Here is a 19,142-nt window from a genome sequence, read left to right on the forward strand (position 1 = left end):
GAGACGGTGCAGTGAGCGGGATCACGACGTCGGGTGAGAAGAAGCTGAAGCTCTTCTCCGGCCGTGCCCACCCGGAGCTGGCGAGGGAGGTGGCCGAGGCGCTCGGGACCGAACTGGTGCCCACCAAGGCCCTGGACTTCGCCAACGGCGAGATCTACGTCCGCTTCCTGGATTCGGCCCGCGGTGCGGACTGCTTCGTGATGCAGAGCCACACGGCTCCCATCAACCAGTGGATCATGGAGCAGCTGATCATGATCGATGCTCTGAAGCGGGCCTCCGCCAAGAGCATCACCGCGATCCTGCCGTTCTACGGCTACGCCCGCCAGGACAAGAAGCACCTCGGCCGCGAGCCCATCTCGGCCCGCCTGATCGCCGACCTGCTGCGCCAGGCCGGTGCCGACCGCCTGATGGCCGTGGACCTGCACACCGCGCAGATCCAGGGCTTCTTCGACGGCCCGGTGGACCACCTGTTCGCGCTGCCGCTGCTGGCCGACTACATCGGCGAGAAGGTCGACCGCTCCAAGCTGACCGTCGTCTCGCCGGACGCCGGCCGCGTGAAGGTCGCCGACCAGTGGTGCGACCGGCTGGACGCCCCGCTGGCGATCATCCACAAGCGCCGCGACATCACCCAGGCCAACACCATCCTGTCGGCCGACGTCGTCGGTGACGTCAAGGACCGGGTCTGCGTGCTCGTCGACGACATGATCGACACCGCCGGCACCATCTGCGCCGCGGCCGACGCGCTGTTCGACAACGGCGCCGCGGACGTCGTGGTGGCGGCCACCCACGGTGTGCTCTCCGGCCCGGCCGCGGACCGGCTGAAGAACTCGCGGGTGAGCGAGTTCGTGTTCACCAACACGCTGCCCACCCCGGCCTCGCTCCAGCTGGACAAGATCACCACGCTGTCCATCGCCCCGTCGATCGCCGCCGCGATCCGCGAGGTCTTCGAGGAGGGCTCGGTGACCAGCCTCTTCGAGGGTGTGCACTGACGAAGTCCCGTGCAGGCGGCCCCGGTCCGGACGGACCGGGGCCGCCGCCGATTTCACGGGAGGCCGCCGGTGCGGTTAGACTCGTGAAACTGCTCGGCGAGGGATGCCGTGTGCCCGCTCGCCGGGTGCCCGCTCCGTGATCGACGCGCTGCCGGTGCCGGACTCCCGTCCGCCCGGCAGGCCGTTGCCGCCGAGTGACCCCCGAACGTACTGAGGGTGTGGTCCCGGCGGTTTTTCGCGTTGCCTGCACCCCCGCGCCAGTTTCCACGAGGAGTGCAGTCGTGTCCGAGATCCGTATTGCCGCTGAGACCCGTTCCGAGTTCGGCAAGGGTGCCGCCCGTCGTGCCCGTCGCGCCGGCTTCGTCCCCGGTGTCGTCTACGGCCACGGCCACGCCCCGGTTCACCTGAACCTGCCCGGCCACGACCTGATGATGGCCCTGAAGACCCCGAACGCCCTGCTGGTCGTCCCGATCGAGGGCAAGGACGAGTACGTGCTGCCGAAGGCCGTCCAGCGCGAGGCCATCAAGCGCACCATCGAGCACGTCGACCTGCTGCTGGTCAAGCGCGGCGAGAAGGTCACCGTCGAGATCCCGGTCCACACCGAGGGCGAGCTGGCCCCGGGCGGCAACCTGGTGGAGCACGTCCTGCAGGCCCTGCCGATCGAGGCCGAGGCCACCCACCTGCCCGAGTCGGTCACCGTCTCCATCGAGGGCCTGGAGGCCGGCGCCTCCGTCCACGCCAAGGACATCGTCCTGCCGGCCAACGTCTCGCTGGCCGTCGAGGCCGACGCCGTCGTGCTGCAGGTCATCGCCGCCCAGGCCGCCCCGGCCGAGGACGAGGCCGCCGAGGCCGAGGGCGCCGAGGCCTGAGCCTCGCGTCACTAGCTGAGACCGCTGCCCCGGTCGCTCCCGCTGGAGCGGCCGGGGCAGCGGTGTGTCCGGGATGATGGCAGGGCCTAGCGCGAAGGAGGAAGAAGGCATGGCGGACGAGTACGAGGGCCCCTGGCTGGTGGTGGGGCTGGGCAACCCCGGGGAGCAGTACGCCCGGAACCGGCACAACATCGGCTTCATGGTGGTGGACCTGCTGGCGCAGCGGATGGGCGCCAAGTTCAAGGCGCACAAGAGCCGGGCGCAGGTGGCCGAGGGGCGGCTGGCGGGCAAGCGGGTGGTGCTGGCCAAGCCGATGTCCTTCATGAACCTCTCCGGCGGGCCCGTGACGGCGCTGCGCGACTTCTACAAGGCGCCGGCCTCGGCGCTGATCGCGGTCCACGACGAGCTGGACATCGACTACGCGGCGCTGCGGCTGAAGCTGGGCGGCGGGGACAACGGCCACAACGGCCTGAAGTCGATCACCAAGTCGCTGGGCCCGGACTACCACCGGGTGCGGTGCGGGATCGGCCGCCCGCCGGGCCGGATGGAGGTCGCGGACTTCGTGCTGAAGGACTTCTCCTCGACCGAGCGCAAGGAGCTGGAGTGGTTCGTGGACCGCTCGGCGGACGCGGTGGAGGCGCTGCTGTCCGAGGGGCTGGAGCGGGCCCAGGGCACGTACAACTCCTGACACATGCTGACGAGCCGTCAGAACGCCTACGCGGTACGCAACGGTCGTACAACGCTTGCCCGTCCAAACCTGAATCCGTGTGAGAACCCTGTGCGGGATCGGATAGCGTCGGTCCCGTACGCGAACGAGTCCTGGGGAGTTCTCGATGCGGGGAATGCGTCCGGTCCGCCGGGTGGTCGAGCTGAAGCGGCTCGGACGGCGGGTCGGTACGGCCGGTGCGCTGGGAGTGGCCGGGGTGCTGCTGTCGGGCGGCGCGCTGGCGCACGCGGATTCGGCCGTCGAGTCGGACCCTGCGGTCTCCCCGGAGCCGGCGGCGGCGCAGTTCGGCCCGGTGCTCGGCGATTCGATGGGCCCCGACGCGGGGCTGCTGGCGGTCGGCGGCGGCCTGGTGGTGGCGGCCGGTGGCGCGGCGCTGTGGCTGAAGCGCAGGCGCGCGGGCGAGGGCGCGGAGTAGGGGCCTCACCCGGCGCCCACACGGCCTCACCCAGTGCCCCACGCGGCCCACGCGGCGCCTCGCGGAGCGGGAAGCCCGCGGAGCAGGAACCTCACGGCCGAGGGCCGGTGTCCCGGACGGGACACCGGCCCTCGGCCGTTCGCGGTCCGGCCGTCAGCCGGTGTTGCGCAGGCCGGCGGCGATGCCGTTGACGGTCAGCAGCAGCGCGCGGGCGCGCAGCGGGTCGTCCTGGCGCCCGGCCGAGAGCTCCTCGCGCTGGCGGCGCAGCAGCGCGACCTGGAGGTAGGAGATCGGGTCGAGGTAGGCGTCGCGGACGGCGAAGGTCTGCTTCAACACCGGGTTGTGCTCCAGCAGTTCGCTCTCGCCGGTGAGCCGGAGCACCTCGCGCAGGGTGAGCGCGTGCTCGGCCTTGATCTCGTCGAAGACGTGGTGCAGCTCGCCGGGCACCAGCTGCTCGACGTAGTGGCGGGCGATCCGCAGGTCGGTCTTGGCCAGCGTCATGGCGACGTTGGACAGGAAGTTGCGGAAGAAGTGCCACTCGCCGTACATCTCGGTCAGCACGTCGCCGAGGCCGGCCGCGCGGGCGGCGGCGAGGCCGGAGCCGACGCCGAACCAGCCGGGGACGATCTGCCGGGACTGGGTCCAGCCGAACACCCACGGGATGGCCCGCAGGCCGTCCAGGCCGGCGCCGGAGTCGGGGCGGCGGGACGGGCGGGAGCCCAGGTGCAGCGAGGCGAGCTGGTCGACCGGGGTGGAGGCGAAGAAGTACTTCGGCAGGTCCTCCTGCTCGACCAGGGCGCGGTAGGCGGTGTGGGCGGCGTCGGAGACCCGGTCCATCGCGGCGTCCCAGCGGGCGAGTTCCTCGGGGGCCTGGCGCGGGGCGGTGTGCAGCGCGGAGGCGGAGAGGGTGGCGGAGAGGGTCAGCTCCAGGTTCTCCCGGGCCAGCGAGGGGAGCAGGTACTTGTCGGAGATGACCTCGCCCTGCTCGGTGACCTTGATCTCGCCCTCCAGGGTGCCCCAGGGCTGGGCCAGGATGGCCTCGTGCGAGGGGCCGCCGCCGCGGCCGACGGTGCCGCCGCGGCCGTGGAACAGGCGCAGCCGGATGCCGTAGCGGTGGGCGACGTCGCGCAGCCGGCGCTGGGCGCGGTGGATCTCCCACTGGGAGGTGGTGATGCCGCCGAACTTGGAGGAGTCGGAGTAGCCGAGCATGACCTCCTGGACGTCGCCGCGCAGCGAGACGAGCAGGCGGTAGGACGGGTCGGAGAGCATCTCGTCGAGGATGCGGTCGGCCTGCTGGAGCTCGTCGGTGGTCTCCAGCAGCGGCACGATGCCGATCTTGGCGAGACCGGCGTGCAGGTCGATCAGGCCGGCCTCGCGGGCCAGCACGGTGGCGGCGAAGACGTCGTCGGCGCCCTGGCACATGGAGATGATGTAGCTCTCGACGATCTCGTCGCCGAAGCGCTCGAAGCCCTCGCGGATGGTGTTGAACACGCCGAGGGTCTTGGTGCCGGCCTCGTCCAGCGGGGCCGGGGTGGGGGCGAGCGGGCGGCGCGAGCGGAGTTCCTTGGCGAGCAGCTTCTGCCGGTACTCGCGGGGCATGTCGGCGTAGCGCCAGGCCTCCTCGCCGAGCCGGTCGAAGAGCTGGCCGAGGGCGTGGTGGTGGGCCTCGGCGTGCTCGCGCACGTCCATGGTGGCGAGCTGCAGGCCGAAGGCCTCGACGGTGCGGATGGCGCGGGCGAGGCGGCCGTCGGCGATCAGCTCGCCGCGGTGGGAGCGCAGCGAGTCCTGGATCAGCCGCAGGTCGGCGATCAGCTCGCGGGTGCCGAGGTAGTCGCGGCCCGGGACGTGCGGGGTGCCGCCGGCCAGCCGCTCGCGGGTGTTCTCCAGCTTGAGCCGGATGCAGGTGGCCTTGAGGCGGTACGGCTCCTCGGCGTTCATCCGCTTGTAGCGCGGGCTGAGTTCGGGGAGCAGGTGCAGGTCGGTGTTGAGCGAGGCGAGCAGCTCGACCGAGGCGCCGGCCAGCCGCTCGGAGGTGGAGAGGGTGTTGCGCAGGTCGTCGATCGCGTCGAGCGCGTCCTTGATGCCGTACTCGTGCTGGAGGTTGAGGACGTCCCAGGTGACCTTCGGGGTGACGTTGGGGTTGCCGTCGCGGTCGCCGCCGATCCAGGTGCCGAAGGTGAGCGGCCGCACGCCCTCGGGCAGGCTCAGGCCGACCCGGGCGAGCTCCTCGTGCAGCTCCTCCAGGACCTCGGGGACGGCCTCGCGGTAGAGCTCGTCCAGGTAGTAGACGGCGTTGCGGGCCTCGTCGGTGGGCTCGGGGCGGGCGATGCGCAGTTCGTCGGTCTGCCAGAGCAGGTCGATGACCTCGGCCAGGCGGCGGTCGGCGGAGCGCTTGGCGCTGCTGGTGCGGGCCTGGTCGGCGGCGGCCAGGCCGGAGGTGACCTCGTCGCGGTGGATGCGGTCGAGGAGTTCGCCGATCCGGCGCAGCTTGTTGAGGACGCTGCGGCGGGCGGCCTCGGTGGGGTGGGCGGTGAAGACCGGGCGGACCGCGAGGTGGGCCAGGGTGTCCTGGAGGTGCTTGGCGTCGGCCTCGGCGAGCTGGTCGGCGGTCTGCGCGAGCAGCGAGCCCTGCCGGGCGCGGCGGGTGGCGAACTCGCGGCCGCGGTGCACCTGCTCGGTGACGTTGGCGAGGTGGAAGTAGGTGGAGAACGCCCGGACCAGCTTGGCGGCGGTGTCCAGGTCGATGTCGGAGAGGAGCTCGGCGGTGGCCTCGCCGTCGGTGCGGCTCAGCAGGCGGACCTGTTCGACCAGGCCCAGCAGCTGGGGGCCCTCCTGACGGACCAGCGTCTCGCCGAGCAGGTCGCCGAGGCGGCGGATGTCCGCGCGCAGGGCGGCGTTGTCGGCGCTGACGGGCGTGGGGTTGTCCGCCGGGGCGGGGACCGGAGCGGTCACGGCTGGCTCCCTGTGGTGGTGGGGGTTCGGCAACGGCTCATCGTCACGGTCCACACGCGTGTGGCCGGCGTGACGCGTGCGGACCGCGCTGTCCGACGCGACCCAGCATAGGTGTCGGGGCGGATGCTGTCCGCGAGGTGGCCGGATGGCGGACAGCGCCGCCGAAAACCACCTGTGGTCTGGACCACTTGACGGGTTCGTGGAGTGTGACGGGCAATCCCGGTGGGGAGGGGAGGAGGTTGCCGCTTACCCTGTGGGGCATGAGCAAGTCGCCTGGGGAGCGCGTGCCGGTCCGGTCGTTCTGGTGGTGGAAGCGGCCGCGCAGCGCTTTCCTGGACATCGGGCTGGCGATGCTCGCCGCGGTGGAGTGCGCGGTCAGCACGATCGCCTTCCTCTCCGCCCGGATCCACGTCAGCACCGCGGGAGCGGTCGGGATAGCCGTGCTCGGCACGCTGGCCGGCGGCTCGCTGATGGTGCGCCGGCGCTGGCCGGCCGTCCCGGTGCTGGTGACGCTGCTGGTGATGCCCGGGATGCTGGGCGTGGTGCTGCTGGTGGTGGCGCTGTACACGCTGGCCTCGACCTGGGAGTGGCCCTCGCGCCGCCGCCGGGTGGTGGCGCTGTCCGCACTGGCCTTCGCCGAGGCGGCCGCCGTGATGACGGTGTCGCTGATGACGCCCGGCGACGCGCCGGTGGATCCGCCGCCGTGGTGGGGCCAGATCCTGCTGTCGCTGCTGGTGTCGGTGGGGCTGACCGTCGCCCCGGTGGTGACCGGACTGTACGTCGGCGCGCGGCGGCGGCTGATCGAGTCGCTCAAGGACCGCGCGCACGGCCTGGAGACCGAGCTGGACCTGCTCGCCGAACAGGCGCAGGAGCGCGCCCGCCGGGCCCGCCTGGAGGAGCGCACCCGGATAGCCCGGGAGATGCACGACGTGGTGGCGCACCGGGTGTCGCTGATGGTGGTGCACTCCGGGGCGCTGGAGCGGATCGTCGCCAAGGACCCGGAGAAGGCCGCGCAGAGCGCCAAGCTGATGGGCGAGGTCGGCCGGCAGGCGCTGAACGAGCTGCGGGAGATCCTCGGGGTGCTGCGGATGGACGACGAGCGGCAGCCGGAGCCCGACTCGCTGGCCGGACTGCCGCGGCTGGTCGACCAGTCCAGGGCGGCCGGGATGGCGGTGACGCTGACGGTCAGCGGCAGCCGGCAGGAGTTCACCGGCGAGGCCGAGCAGACCGCCTACCGGGTCGTCCAGGAGGGCCTGACCAACGCCCACAAGCACGCGGGCGGCGCCCAGGTGTCGGTGCTGCTCTCGTACGCGCCGAACGGGGTGCGGGTGGCCGTGGTGAACGCCTGCCCGGGTGGGGAGCGGGGCGCGGCGAAGCTGCCCAGCGGGGGCAACGGGCTGGTCGGGATGCGGGAACGGGTGATCGCGCTGGGCGGCACCTTCTCCTCCGGGCCGGAGGCGGACGGCGGGTTCCGGATCGAGGCGGTGCTGCCGTCCCGGCTGGCGGTGCGGGCCGAGCGGCTGCGCTGAGCGGCCGCGCCGAGCGGACGGGCCGGGCGGTCCCCGGGGCTGCTCGGCGCTCTTCCGGGGCCCTCAGTACGCGTCGGCGGTGCGCAGCAGCTCCGGGGCGGTGCCCAGGACCAGCGTGGAGATCGCCTGGTCGATGCCGTGGCCGAGGAACCACTCGCCGGTGTGGTCCAGGCTGTAGACCCGGCCCTCCTCGTCGACGGCCAGCAGCGCCTGCCCGTACGCCTCCTCGCCGAGCGGGGCCAGCTGCGTCCCCAGCGCCCGGCCGAGGTCGAGCAGGGTGCGCGGCTGGTGCAGACCGCACAGCGGGTCGATCAGGAACGGGGTGCGGGCCAGCTGGCGGCCCGGGCCGGACAGGTCGAAGGCGAGGCCGCCGAACTCGGCCCAGGCCTCCACTGCCGCCGGGAACACCGCGTGCCGGACGCCGGTGGGCGCGCCGTGCCCGACCAGGGTGTCGGCCCACTCCTCGGCCTGCCGGATCTGCCAGCGGCCGGGGTGCCAGCCGGCCGCCTTGAGCTCGGCGGCGACGTCGGCGGGGAAGCGGGGCCGGGTCCGCGTGCCGGCGGGGGAGAGGGTGGCCGGTGCGGGCGGGATGGGCGGGTTCAGGGCGGGCTCCAGGGCTGGGGGACGGGGATGTGCCGGCCGCTCGGCCGGTCAGTGCGCGGGCGGGCCGACGGCGACGCTGCGCACGGTGAAGTGCTCCAGCATCGGGGCGCAGGAGCGGCACGGCGGCGCGTGGCTGCCGTGCGCCGGGTCGCCCTCCTCGCGGATGCGCACGGTCGTCACCCGGGAGCCCTTGAGCGCCTTGCGGGCCTCGTGCAGCGTCATCGGCTTGCGGGCGGCGCGCTTGGAGCGCCTGCCGTCGACGGCGGTCAGGTACTGGGAGAGCAGGACGGCCTCCGGGCAGCGGCCGGTGAACCGCTCGCGGGCCTCGGCCGGCAGGGTGTCCAGGAACTCGGCGACCAGGTGGTGCAGCACCGGGCGGCGCGGGTCCTTGTCGCCCGCCAGGGTGTGCACCTCGCCGCCCTTGAGCGACAGCGCGGCGGCGACGGCGGGCAGCAGGCTGTCGCGGTGGTGGCGCAGCACGGGCGGGCCCGCCGGCTCACCGGTGGTCATCCGTCGTCCTCCTCCTCGTCATCCCGACGTCGGCCGCGGTGGCCGGGCCGGTCCGGGGCAAGCCTGTCAAACGACACCGACAACCGCACATCCGGGGTGCGGCGCAGGCCGGTGCGGCGACGGCCCGGCCGCCGCCGCACCCGATGCTGTCGAACGCTCACCGGTCCGTCACGACTTTTCCGTCGATGTACCGAAACGGCCTCCGGGCCCGGCTCGCGGCCGGTACCGTTCCGGCCGCGAGCCGGAGGGGACACGGCCGACCGCCCGGGGGCAGGTGCCCGCCGGTGGGCCGTGTCCGTTGCCCGCGCCGGACGTCGGGGCCACCGGGATCCGGGCCGGGGCGCGCTGCCCGGTGCCGGTCCACCGGCAGCCCGCGTTCCGTCACCTCGGCCACCGCGAAGGGGCGTTCCCGGTCGCCGGGCGGGCCGCCCGCGCGGGTGCCGGGCGGTCGCCGGTGACGGCGGTGGGGCCGGGTGGTGCGCCGAGCCCGTCGTCCGCCTGGCAGCCCGGGGGTTGAGGGCAGGCCCTAGGCTGGTGCCCAGCAGGCACCGTATTTTGCAGCAGCCAGTGGGGGCTCCCAGATGACGACAGGTCGGCCCGGCGTCGCCGCCGCACCGAACGCGGCGTACGCAGGTCAGGTGGTGCAGTTCCCGGACCCGGTCCGCGCGGAGCGGCACCCCGCCGGGGTCAGGGTGGACGAGTACGGCTTCCCGGACTTCGGCCCGTACGCCGCCGCGGCGGCCGAGGTGGCCGACCCGCCGGAGGGCTTCGGCGTGGACGAACTGCGGCTGACCGACTACGTCTCGGCCAACGCCGCGCTCTACACCCAGGGCCACCCGCTCTGGGCCGACCTCCCGACCGCCGTCGCCACCCCGCCCGGCTGGACCTGGCACCACGCGGTCGGCCGGGCCGCCCCCGGCTGGCGGCGGATGGAGCTCGTCCCGGTCGAGGTCAAGGCGCTGCTGCGGCACCACGGCGGCCTGGCCATGTCCGGCGCCGACCACACCCGCCGAGGCACCCGCCCGCTGCAGGAGCGCCGGCCGGTGCACTTCTCGCTGGCCGGGGACGGCGGGGACCCGATCGGCGTCCCCGAGGACCTGGTGCAGCGCGCCGAGGAGCGCCTCGGCTACCGGCTGCCCGACGCCTACCGCACCTTCCTCAAGCTGGGCGGCGGACGCGCCCCGGTCGGCGTGGGGCTGGACACCGAGCTCGGACTGCTGCTCGACCAGCCGTTCCTGACGCTCACCGAGGAGTACGGCACCCAGGACGTCGTGTACGCCAACAAGTGCCTGCGCGACCACCTCACCAAGGACTACCTGGGCATCGCCTACGCGCAGGGCGGCCTGGTCGCGCTCAAGGTGCGCGGTGAGCGGGCCGGCTCGGTCTGGTTCCACCTGTACGACGACGCCCGCGACACCGGCGCGCCGGAAGCCCCGGAGGACCGCTGCGCCCGGCTGCTGCTGCCCTGCGGCGAGGACTTCGACGCCTTCCTGCTGCGGCTGGCGGGCAGCCCGCCGGAGCTGGAGACGGTCGCGGCGCTGATGGTGGACGGCGGGTTCGCCCGGGCCGTCCCGGTGGGCTGAGGCGCGTGGTCGCGGTGGTCGCGGTGGTGTCGGTGGCCGCGGTGTGCGCGGTGGAACGGGGGACGAAGAGGATGCGGACAGGGGTGAACCGGGCGTGGTGACGTACGCGCAGGCGCAGGAGCTCGCCGAGGAGTGGATCAACGGCGGGGTGCCGCGCACGCGGCAGCGCGAGGTACGGGTCCGGGAGTTCGACCTGGGCTTCGTCTGCTGGGCGGTGGCGCCCGCGGGCTCGGCCGAGGGCACGGGCGAGGGCACGGGCGGTGTGGGCGGCGGCTCGGGGGAGGCACGGCTGGTGATCGCCCGGGACTCGGGCGCCAGCACGCTGTGGCCCGCGCTGCCCGTCAACGAGGTGGTCCGGCAGTACGAGGAGGCCTACGGGCGGCCGGTGGCGGCCAACCCGGCGGGGGCGGCGAAGCCCGCGCCCGGGCCGGTGGAGGCGACCTCCTTCCTGCTCAGCCCGCCGCAGTGGCTCCAGGAGGCGGGGGCCGCGGCGATCGCGGCGGAGGCGGAGCGGCTCGGGACGGCTCCGGCCGCTGCCGCGGCCGCCGCGCCCGTCGAGGAGCCGCCGGCTCCGGCGCCGCAGGCCGTGCCGGCCGAGCCGGTCGCGTACTCCGTGCAGCCGGCGCCGGCCGTGCTGACCGAGCCGCCGGTCTCCGACCGGCCCGCCGGGGACGCGCCGACCATGCTCGCGCCGCCGCCGGGGCAGGACGAGCCGGCCGCCGTACCGCAGCCGGCATCGGCACCGGCCCCGGTGCCGCACGCGGCCGCACCGGTCACGCCTGATGTGCCCGCCGCGCCCGTGCCGCCCGTCGCACCCGTCGCACCCGTGGCGCCGGGCCCGCCGGCCGGGGCCGAGGCCGCGACCATGCTGATGCCCGAGGGGCTGCGGACCACCGGCTCGGATCTGCCCGAGCCCGCCGCGCCGACGGGTGCCGAGGCCGCGACCATGCTGATGCCGCCGACGGGTGGTGGCTACGGCATGCCCCCGGTCCCGCCGGCCCCGGTGCCCGCCCCGGCCGCCGCGGAGCAGCCGCCCGTCACCCCGCCGGCCCCGGTGCCCGCCCCGGCCGCCGAGCCGGCGCCCACGCTGCTCGCCTCGCCGGACGCCATGCCCGGGCTGATGGGCCTGCCGGGCGCTCCGGCCACCCCGCCCGCCGGTGGTCCGCAGGTGGAGCACGCGCCGACGATGCTGGCCCCGCCCGGCGGTCCGCCCGGTCTCGCCGGTCTGCCGGGCGCCCCGGCCCCCGGTGCCCCGATCCCCGGCGTTCCGGCCCCGGGCGCCCCGGAGGGCGGCGCGCCGCAGGCCGGGCTCGGCCGGGGCGCGGGCTCCGGCCCGCCGCCGCCCCCGCCGGCCGGGCTGCGCGGTGGCCCCGCCGGGCCTGCCGCCGCGGGCGCCGCTCCCGCCGGGCTGGGACGCAACGCGGGTTCCGGCCCGCCGCCGCCCCCGCCCGCCGGGCTGAAGCACACCCCGGGTTCCGGCACGCCCGTCGCCGGCCCCGGCGGCCGCGGTGCCGCCTCCGCCCCGCCGCCCCCGCCCCCGGCGGGCCTGCGCGGTGGCGAGGCCCCGGTGGCCCCGCCGGGCGCGCCGACCGCCGGCCCGGCCGCGTCCGGGACGGCGTACGAGGCGACCCAGCTGGCGGGCGCGATCGACCCGGCGCTGGTGGCCGGCCCGGCGGACCCGGGCACCCCGCCGTCCGGCGGTCCCGCCGTCCCGCCGCCGCCCGGCGGCCCGGCGGCCCCCGTCGCGCCCGCGGCCGGCTACGGCTACCCGAACGCGGGCGGCGCCGCCGGTGTCGTCCCGCCGGCGGTGGTGCCCGGCTCGCCGCAGCCCGCGCCGGTGCCCCCGGGCGTGCCCGCGGTCGGCCCGGGGTACTTCGCCGCGCTCAGCTATCGGGGCCCGGACGGCTCGGAGCAGAAGCTGCTGCACCGCAGCGAGCCCGGCACCCCGCACCCGGAGTGGAAGATCCTCCAGGACCTGCGCCGGCTCAACGTGCCGCCGGAGCAGGTGCTGGAGCTCTACACCGAGCTGGAGTCCTGCGACCTGCCGGGCGGCTACTGCAACCGCATGATCGCCGCGTCCTGGCCCAACGTCCGGCTCACCCACACCGCCCCGTACGGCCGCGACCACGCCTCCCGGCAGGCCGGGATGTCCGAGCTGCTCGACCACCTGGACGAGCTGCACCAGCTGGCCTCCGGTGCCCAGCGGGTCCGCCCGTTCCGGGTGCCGGCGCCCGCGCCGGGGACGGTCCAGGCGCTGCCGCCGCTCCCGCCGCAGCAGCTCGCCCAGGAAGTCGGCGCCGCCTTCGGGCAGAACGTGTTCCGCTACGAGCAGCGCGCCGTCTCCCGCCAGGGCGTGCCCGAGCCGGTGTCCCAGAGCCTGATGTGGGCCGGGCTGCCGCGCGACTTCGGGCCGTTCTTCTGGGCGCAGGCGCAGGAGGGCCGCCCGATCCCGACGCTCGCCGAGCTGGCCGCCGAGCGCGGCCTCGGCGCGGGCCCGGACTTCGGCGGCTACCTGGTGCTGGGCAACGACTACGGCCGCCAGCTGTGCGTCCAGTACGGCACCGCGCACGTGGTGGCGGTGGACATCGATGGAACCGGCCAGCCGCCCCGGTTCGTCAACAGCGGTGTACCGGAGTTCGTCCGCTCGCTGGCCCTGCTGGGCCGGATGTGGCGGCTGCGGTACGGGCTGACGCCGGACCAGGCCGGTCGCTGGACGACCGACTTCCAGGCCCAGCTCGCCGCGATCGACCCGGCGGCCCTGCAGAACGCGGACACCTGGTGGGCCGTGCTGCTGGAGCAGTTCTGGGACGGCCTGCTGTAGCGGTCCGTCGCCGATCCTCGCAGGTGGGGAGGGGTCGTTCCGGTGTCCGGGACGGCCCCTCCGGCATGCCGCCGCAGCCGTGCCTCGTTGGGGTTTCGCCCGGATCTGCGCAAAATAGGTCAAGAGGATGGGTCTATTCGTCCCGTCCTCGACGCAATCCGGTCCGTAGGACAGCGGAATCCGGCCCCGGCCTCCCAACCGGTTCCGGATCCGACCGTTCCGTCCGATCATGGGCTCCGCAGCCCGCGAAACGAGGGGAAGAGCCCATGAGCGACGCCGTCCCCCAGTACGGCTTCACCCAGGCCCGCAAGGGCTACGCGCCCGAGCAGGTCGACCGAGCCCTGGCCGCGCTCACCGCGCAGCGCGACGAGGCGTGGGAACGGCTGAGCGTCCTGGGCGCCGGCATCCGGCAGATGGAGGCCCGGCTGGCCGACATCCGCCGGACCGCCGAGGAGGCCCCGGAGCCCGACTACCAGGTGCTCAGTGAGCAGGCCGCCGGACTCGCCGCGATGGCCGAGAACGAGGCGCGCGCCGTCCGGGAGAAGGCCGAGCGCTTCGCCGAGGACCTCCGGGACGAGGTCTACGAGGCCGGGCAGGCGGCCGACCGCGCCGCCAGGGAGTTCAGCGCCACGACCCGTACCGCCGCCGACGCGGCCGCCCGCCGCACCGAGGAGCGGACCCGGGCCGAGGCCGAGGGCATCCGGTCCGACGCCGACCGGGAGAGCCGCGCCATCCGGGACGCCGCCACCGCGTACGCCGCCAAGGTGCGGGTCGCCGCCGCCGAGGCCAGCGAACAGGCCGAGGCCGAGCTGGCCACCCGGCGCCGCAAGGCCGACGAGACCTTCGCCGCGGCCCAGGCCAAGGCCGACGGCGAGGAGGCCGAGGTCTCGGCGACCGCCGAGCGCCGGGTCAAGGAGGCGGAACAGCAGCGGGAGACCGTGCTGAACCGGATCAAGCAGCTGGAGACGGACGCCCAGGCCAAGGCCGACCAGCTGATCGAGCAGGCCCGCCGCGAGGCCGAGGAGGTCAACGCGGCGAGCGAGCGCGAGCAGCGTGAGTTCGACACCCGGCTGGAGACGGTGCAGCACCACCTGGACCACATCAAGGCCACGCTGGCCTCGCTCACCGGGGCGGCGGTCGGCCAGATCGAGCCCGAGGTGGCGGCCGCGGCCGTCGCGGCGGCCCGGGCCGCGCAGGGCTCGGCCGGGGAGCCCGCCGAGGAGTCCGCCGGGGAGTCCGCCGAGGCCACTACGGCCCCTGTGGCCCTGACGACCCCGACGACCCCGACGACCCCGACGACCCCGACGGCCCCCGCTCCGCGGGACGCGATCGAGGACGCCGTCGCCGACACCGCGCCGGTGGACTCGGAGGCGGACACCGGGGAGATCCCGGTGGCGAACCTGCGCAAGGCCCTGGCCACCGCGGCTCCCGCCGGAGCCAAGGCCTCCGCCCCGGAGAAGCCGGCGCCCGTGCTGCGGACGCCGGTGGTCGGCAGCAGCGCCACCAGGGCCATCGGCGGGCCCGTGGAGACCGGCCCGGTGCCCCCGAAGCCGGCCTCGCCGCCCGCCGGGGAGACGGTGGCCTCCGACGCCGCCGCTGCCGGGACGGCCGCCGAGGGACGGGCGGAGGACGAGACCCGGATCGTTCCGAAGATCATCATCGTGGACGACGGAAGCGGCTACGCGACCCCCCACACGGTGAGCTACCGCCGCCGCTGACCGGCCGCCGACCGTACGTCGTCGCGAAGGCCCCGGCCGCTTCCCCTCTGGGGAGGCCGGGGCCTTCGCCGTGCTCGACGCGGCCGTGTTCGACGCGGCCGGGCCCGCCGAACGAGCCTGCCGGAACGGGGCGCGGGAAGCGCGGACGAAGGAAGCGGGTCGAGAAAACGGGCCGGGCTCCGGGATAGGGCGGCGGCCGACCGGGTAGGCCCCGGGAGCGAAAGAGGCCGAGACCCGTGGCGCCCTCCAGGAAAGGGCGCCACGGTTCCCGGCGCTTGGGCGGGCGCCCCCACCCAGGGCCGCCCGGCCTCGCACCTCCGACCCCCATCGAGGGTGCGACAGTGCCCCCACAGCCATCCCCCACGGTTGGGTGCGGCGGGCACGTTCACCATGGTGCGCGATCTCCATGGACGGCCAGTGACAGGAGTATGTCCAGTTCGTGGCGGATAGCCGTGCCCGGTTCGGTGGTGCTCCGGGTTGGTTCGTCCACCGGCCGGTCCGGTGTTCCGTCCAGTCGTTCGTTCCCGGACGTGCCCCTGACAAAAATCGGCGAGGGGGTGAACGTCCGCCCGGCGCTCCGGCCCCGCGTCGGCCCCGCGCCGATCCCGCTCCGGCCCCGCCGACGTCGTGGACCGCGTGCCTGTCCGTGCCGCGGCGTAGGCTGGAGACCCCCGGCCGCTCGGCGCGCCGGGCCGTTCGCGTTGCCCCGGCGGGCCTTCGACCGCCCCGGGGCGGCACCAGCCACGGGACGAAGAAGAGACCCCAGATGAGCCTGACCGGACTGCTCGATGTCGTCGCGCGGGACGCGGCGCTCGCCGAGGCTATCGAGGCGGCCACCGCCCCCGGAGCCGCGGCCGGCGGACGCCGCCACCTGGACCTGGTCGGGCCGCCCGCCGCCCGGCCGTTCGCCATCGCCGCGCTGGCCCGCGCGCTCGCCGGGCAGTCCGCCGGGGAGCGGGGCCGTCCGGTGCTCGCCGTCACCGCGACCGGTCGCGAGGCCGAGGACCTCGCGGCCTCGCTGCGCTCGCTGCTGCCCGCCGACACCGTCGCCGAGTTCCCGGCCTGGGAGACGCTGCCGCACGAGCGGCTGTCGCCCCGCTCGGACACCGTCGGGCGCCGGCTGGCCGTGCTGCGCCGGATCGTCCACCCGCGGGCCGACGACCCGGCGGCCGGGCCGGTGCAGGTGATCGTGGCCCCGGTCCGCTCGGTGCTCCAGCCGCAGGTCAAGGGGCTGGCCGAGCTGGAGCCGGTGGCCGTCCGGCGCGGTGGGTCGTACGACCTGGAGGAGGTGGCCCGCCGGCTCTCCGCCGCCGCCTACGCGCGCGTCGAACTGGTCGAGAAGCGCGGCGAGTTCGCCGTCCGCGGCGGCATCCTGGACGTCTTCCCGCCCACCGAGGAGCACCCGCTGCGGGTGGAGTTCTGGGGCGACGAGGTCGAGGAGGTCCGGTACTTCAAGGTCGCCGACCAGCGCTCGCTGGAGATCGCCGAGCACGGCCTGTGGGCGCCGCCCTGCCGCGAGCTGCTGCTCACCGACGAGGTGCGGGCCCGGGCCGCCGAGCTGTCCGCCGAGCACCCCGGGCTGGCCGAGATCCTGGACAAGATCGCCGAGGGCATCGCGGTCGAGGGCATGGAGTCGCTGGCGCCGGTGCTGGTCGACGACATGGAGCTGCTGCTGGACGTGCTGCCGCTCGGTTCCGTCACCGTGGTCTGCGACCCGGAGCGGGTCCGCACCCGGGCCGCCGACCTGGTCGCGACCAGCCAGGAGTTCCTGCACGCCTCCTGGGTCGCGGCCGCGGCCGGCGGGGACCGGCCGATCGACCTGGAGGCCATCGACGTCTCCGCCGCCTCGCTGCGCTCGCTCGCCGAGGTGCGCGAGCACGCCGACGAGATCGGGCTGCCCTGGTGGTCCGTCAGCCCGTTCGCGACGAGCCAGTCCTCCGTCGACGGCATCCTGGAGTTCGACGCCAACACGCTGACCCTCGGCATGCACGCCGTCGAGGCCTACCGGGGCGACACCGCCCGGGCGATCGCCGACGCCAAGGAACGGCTGGCCGCCGACTGGCGGGTCGTCATGGTGACCGAGGGCCACGGCCCCGCCGCCCGGCTCGCCGAGGTGCTGGGCAACGAGGGCATCCCGGCCCGTCTGGTCGCCGACCTCGCCGAGGCGCCCACCCGGGACGTCGTCCACGTCTCCTGCGGGTCCATCGAGCACGGCTTCGTGGACGAGAACCTCAAGCTCACGGTCATCACCGAGACCGACCTGTCCGGGCAGAAGTCCTCCACCAAGGACATGCGCCGGATGCCCTCGCGCCGCCGCAACGCGATCGACCCGCTGGCGCTGGTGGCCGGCGACTACGTCGTCCACGAGGCGCACGGCGTCGGCAAGTACGTCGAGATGGTGCAGCGCACCGTCCAGGGCGCCACCCGCGAGTACCTGGTGCTGGAGTACGCCCCGGCCAAGCGCGGCCACCCCGGCGACCGGCTGTTCGTGCCGACCGACCAGCTGGACCAGGTCACCAAGTACGTCGGCGGCGAGGCCCCGACGCTGCACCGGCTCGGCGGCGCGGACTGGGCGAAGACCAAGCAGCGGGCCAAGAAGGCCGTCAAGGAGATCGCCGCCGACCTGATCAAGCTGTACTCGGCGCGGATGGCCGCCCCCGGCCACACCTTCGGCCCGGACACCCCGTGGCAGCGCGAACTGGAGGACGCCTTCCCGTACGCGGAGACGCCGGACCAGCTGACCACCATCGCCGAGGTCAAGTCGGACATGGAGAAGTCCGTCCCGATGGACCGGCTGATCTGCGGCGACGTCGGCTACGGCAAGACCGAGATCGCGGTGCGGGCCGCCTTCAAGGCCGTGCAGGACGGCAAGCAGGTGGCCGTCCTGGTGCCGACCACGCTGCTGGTGCAGCAGCACTTCTCGACCTTCGCCGAGCGCTACGCCAACTTCCCGGTGACGGTGAAGGCGCTGTCCCGCTTCCAGACCGACACCGAGGCCAAGGCCGTGCTGGAGGGGCTGTTCGAGGGCTCGGTGGACGTCGTGATCGGCACCCACCGGCTGTTCTCCTCCGAGACCAGGTTCAAGGACCTCGGCCTCGTCATCGTCGACGAGGAGCAGCGGTTCGGCGTCGAGCACAAGGAACAGCTGAAGAAGCTGCGCGCCAACGTGGACGTGCTCACCATGTCCGCGACGCCGATCCCGCGCACCCTGGAGATGGCCGTCACCGGCATCCGCGAGATGTCCACCATCACCACCCCGCCGGAGGAGCGGCATCCGGTGCTGACCTTCGTCGGCCCGTACGACGAGAAGCAGATCTCGGCCGCGATCCGGCGTGAACTCCTGCGCGAGGGCCAGGTGTTCTACATCCACAACCGGGTGGAGTCGATCGACAAGGCGGCCGCCCGGCTGAAGGACCTGGTGCCCGAGGCGCGGATCGCCACCGCGCACGGGCAGATGGGGGAGACCCAGCTGGAGAAGGTCGTCGTCGACTTCTGGGAGAAGGAGTTCGACGTCCTGGTGTCGACCACGATCGTGGAGTCCGGCATCGACATCTCCAACGCCAACACCCTGATCGTGGAACGCGGCGACACCTTCGGCCTCTCCCAGCTGCACCAGCTGCGCGGCCGGGTCGGGCGAGGGCGCGAGCGCGGCTACGCGTACATGCTGTACCCGCCGGAGAAGCCGCTCACCGAGACCGCGCACGAGCGGCTGGCCACCATCGCCCAGCACACCGAGATGGGCGCCGGCATGTACGTCGCGATGAAGGACCTGGAGATCCGCGGGGCGGGCAACCTGCTCGGCGGCGAGCAGTCCGGGCACATCGCGGGCGTCGGCTTCGACCTCTACATGCGGATGGTCGGCGAGGCGGTGGCGGAGTTCCGCGAGTCGCTGGCTGGCGGCGGGGAGCCGGAGGAGGAGCCGCTCGAGGTGAAGATCGAGCTGCCCGTCGACGCCCATGTGCCGCACGACTACGCGCCCGGCGAGCGGCTGCGGCTGCAGGCGTACCGCTCGATCGCCGCCGTCAACTCGGAGGAGGACATCCAGCAGGTCCGGGACGAGCTGGTGGACCGCTACGGCAAGCTGCCCGAGCCGGTGGAGAACCTGCTGCTGGTCGCGGCGCTGCGGCTGTACGCCCGGCGGTGCGGGATCGCGGACATCACCCTCCAGGGCTCCAACGTCCGCTTCGGGCCGGTGGAGCTGCGGGAGTCCCAGCAGCTGCGGCTGAACCGGCTCTACCCGCGCAGCCAGGTGAAGGCGGCGGCCCAGCAGCTGCTGGTGCCGCGCCCGAGCACCGGGCGGATCGGCGGCAAGCCGCTGGTCGGGCGGGAACTGCTGGGCTGGTGCAGCGAGTTCCTGTCGGCCATGTTCGACGACCTGGCGGGGGCGAAGAAGTAGCGTCTGCCGCTCGGCGGTTCCCGACTGGTT

12 protein-coding genes are annotated in these 19,142 nt (G+C 74.5%); 9 read left to right on the forward strand and 3 right to left on the reverse strand.

All coding sequences use genetic code 11. From position 1 onward, the window contains the following. Positions 1–11 precede the first annotated feature (11 nt). The 4 genes from ACIQ87_RS24190 (at position 12) to ACIQ87_RS24205 (ending at position 3,000) form a co-directional block, all read left to right on the forward strand. Positions 12–989 carry a ribose-phosphate diphosphokinase gene (locus ACIQ87_RS24190; protein ID WP_402410000.1) on the forward strand — a complete coding sequence of 326 codons (978 nt, stop codon included), beginning with the start codon at positions 12–14 and terminating at the stop codon, positions 987–989. 281 nt (positions 990–1,270) lie between these two features. Next, positions 1,271–1,858, forward strand: a complete 588-nt coding sequence (locus ACIQ87_RS24195; protein ID WP_402410002.1) for a 50S ribosomal protein L25/general stress protein Ctc — start codon at positions 1,271–1,273, stop codon at positions 1,856–1,858. Between the two features lie 109 nt (positions 1,859–1,967). Continuing rightward, positions 1,968–2,546 (forward strand): aminoacyl-tRNA hydrolase, encoded by a 579-nt coding sequence (gene pth / locus ACIQ87_RS24200; protein WP_316526589.1) that lies wholly within the window; start codon positions 1,968–1,970, stop codon positions 2,544–2,546. A gap of 145 nt (positions 2,547–2,691) precedes the next feature. Next, on the forward strand, positions 2,692–3,000 hold the full coding sequence (locus ACIQ87_RS24205; protein ID WP_402410005.1) for a hypothetical protein: 309 nt from the start codon (positions 2,692–2,694) through the stop codon (positions 2,998–3,000). A 153-nt stretch (positions 3,001–3,153) separates the two neighbouring features. Here ACIQ87_RS24205 and ppc read toward each other — a convergent pair whose 3' ends face one another. Continuing rightward, entirely contained in the window at positions 3,154–5,952 is a 2,799-nt protein-coding gene (gene ppc / locus ACIQ87_RS24210; protein ID WP_402410007.1) for a phosphoenolpyruvate carboxylase, read from the reverse strand. A 260-nt stretch (positions 5,953–6,212) separates the two neighbouring features. Here ppc and ACIQ87_RS24215 point away from each other — a divergent pair, with 260 nt between their 5' ends. Next, positions 6,213–7,481, forward strand: coding sequence for a sensor histidine kinase (locus ACIQ87_RS24215; protein ID WP_402410009.1), 1,269 nt, complete (start codon positions 6,213–6,215; stop codon positions 7,479–7,481). Positions 7,482–7,544: 63 nt separating this feature from the next. Here the strand turns inward: ACIQ87_RS24215 and ACIQ87_RS24220 are convergent, their stop codons facing one another. Continuing rightward, complete coding sequence (locus ACIQ87_RS24220) at positions 7,545–8,072, reverse strand: SUKH-3 domain-containing protein (RefSeq protein WP_392874277.1); 528 nt, start codon at positions 8,070–8,072, stop codon at positions 7,545–7,547. Positions 8,073–8,132: 60 nt separating this feature from the next. Next, the gene (locus tag ACIQ87_RS24225; RefSeq protein WP_402410011.1) at positions 8,133–8,594 is read right to left on the reverse strand and encodes a YwqJ-related putative deaminase; all 462 of its coding nucleotides are present in this window, start codon (positions 8,592–8,594) and stop codon (positions 8,133–8,135) included. A 581-nt stretch (positions 8,595–9,175) separates the two neighbouring features. Between ACIQ87_RS24225 and ACIQ87_RS24230 the strand changes: the two genes are divergently transcribed. The 4 genes from ACIQ87_RS24230 (at position 9,176) to mfd (ending at position 19,112) form a co-directional block, all read left to right on the forward strand. Then, entirely contained in the window at positions 9,176–10,177 is a 1,002-nt protein-coding gene (locus ACIQ87_RS24230) for an SMI1/KNR4 family protein (protein WP_402410013.1), read from the forward strand. Between the two features lie 94 nt (positions 10,178–10,271). Then, positions 10,272–12,998, forward strand: coding sequence for an SUKH-4 family immunity protein (locus ACIQ87_RS24235; protein WP_402410015.1), 2,727 nt, complete (start codon positions 10,272–10,274; stop codon positions 12,996–12,998). Between the two features lie 266 nt (positions 12,999–13,264). Then, positions 13,265–14,716 (forward strand): hypothetical protein, encoded by a 1,452-nt coding sequence (locus ACIQ87_RS24240; RefSeq protein WP_402410017.1) that lies wholly within the window; start codon positions 13,265–13,267, stop codon positions 14,714–14,716. A gap of 766 nt (positions 14,717–15,482) precedes the next feature. Beyond that, positions 15,483–19,112 (forward strand): transcription-repair coupling factor, encoded by a 3,630-nt coding sequence (mfd, locus tag ACIQ87_RS24245; RefSeq protein ID WP_402410018.1) that lies wholly within the window; start codon positions 15,483–15,485, stop codon positions 19,110–19,112. Positions 19,113–19,142: the final 30 nt, after the last annotated feature.

Source organism: Kitasatospora sp. NPDC096204 (assembly GCF_044763205.1).
GTDB lineage: Bacteria > Actinomycetota > Actinomycetes > Streptomycetales > Streptomycetaceae > Kitasatospora.

Excerpts from the sequence above, each read along its gene's own strand:
- pth (WP_316526589.1), top strand. The coding sequence starts at position 1,968 with ATGGCGGACGAGTACGAGGGCCCCTGGCTGGTGGTGGGGCTGGGCAAC.
- ACIQ87_RS24205 (WP_402410005.1), top strand. The coding sequence starts at position 2,692 with ATGCGGGGAATGCGTCCGGTCCGCCGGGTGGTCGAGCTGAAGCGGCTC.
- ACIQ87_RS24215 (WP_402410009.1), top strand. The coding sequence starts at position 6,213 with ATGAGCAAGTCGCCTGGGGAGCGCGTGCCGGTCCGGTCGTTCTGGTGG.
- ACIQ87_RS24225 (WP_402410011.1), bottom strand. The coding sequence starts at position 8,594 with ATGACCACCGGTGAGCCGGCGGGCCCGCCCGTGCTGCGCCACCACCGC.
- ACIQ87_RS24230 (WP_402410013.1), top strand. The coding sequence starts at position 9,176 with ATGACGACAGGTCGGCCCGGCGTCGCCGCCGCACCGAACGCGGCGTAC.
- ACIQ87_RS24240 (WP_402410017.1), top strand. The coding sequence starts at position 13,265 with ATGAGCGACGCCGTCCCCCAGTACGGCTTCACCCAGGCCCGCAAGGGC.
- mfd (WP_402410018.1), top strand. The coding sequence starts at position 15,483 with ATGAGCCTGACCGGACTGCTCGATGTCGTCGCGCGGGACGCGGCGCTC.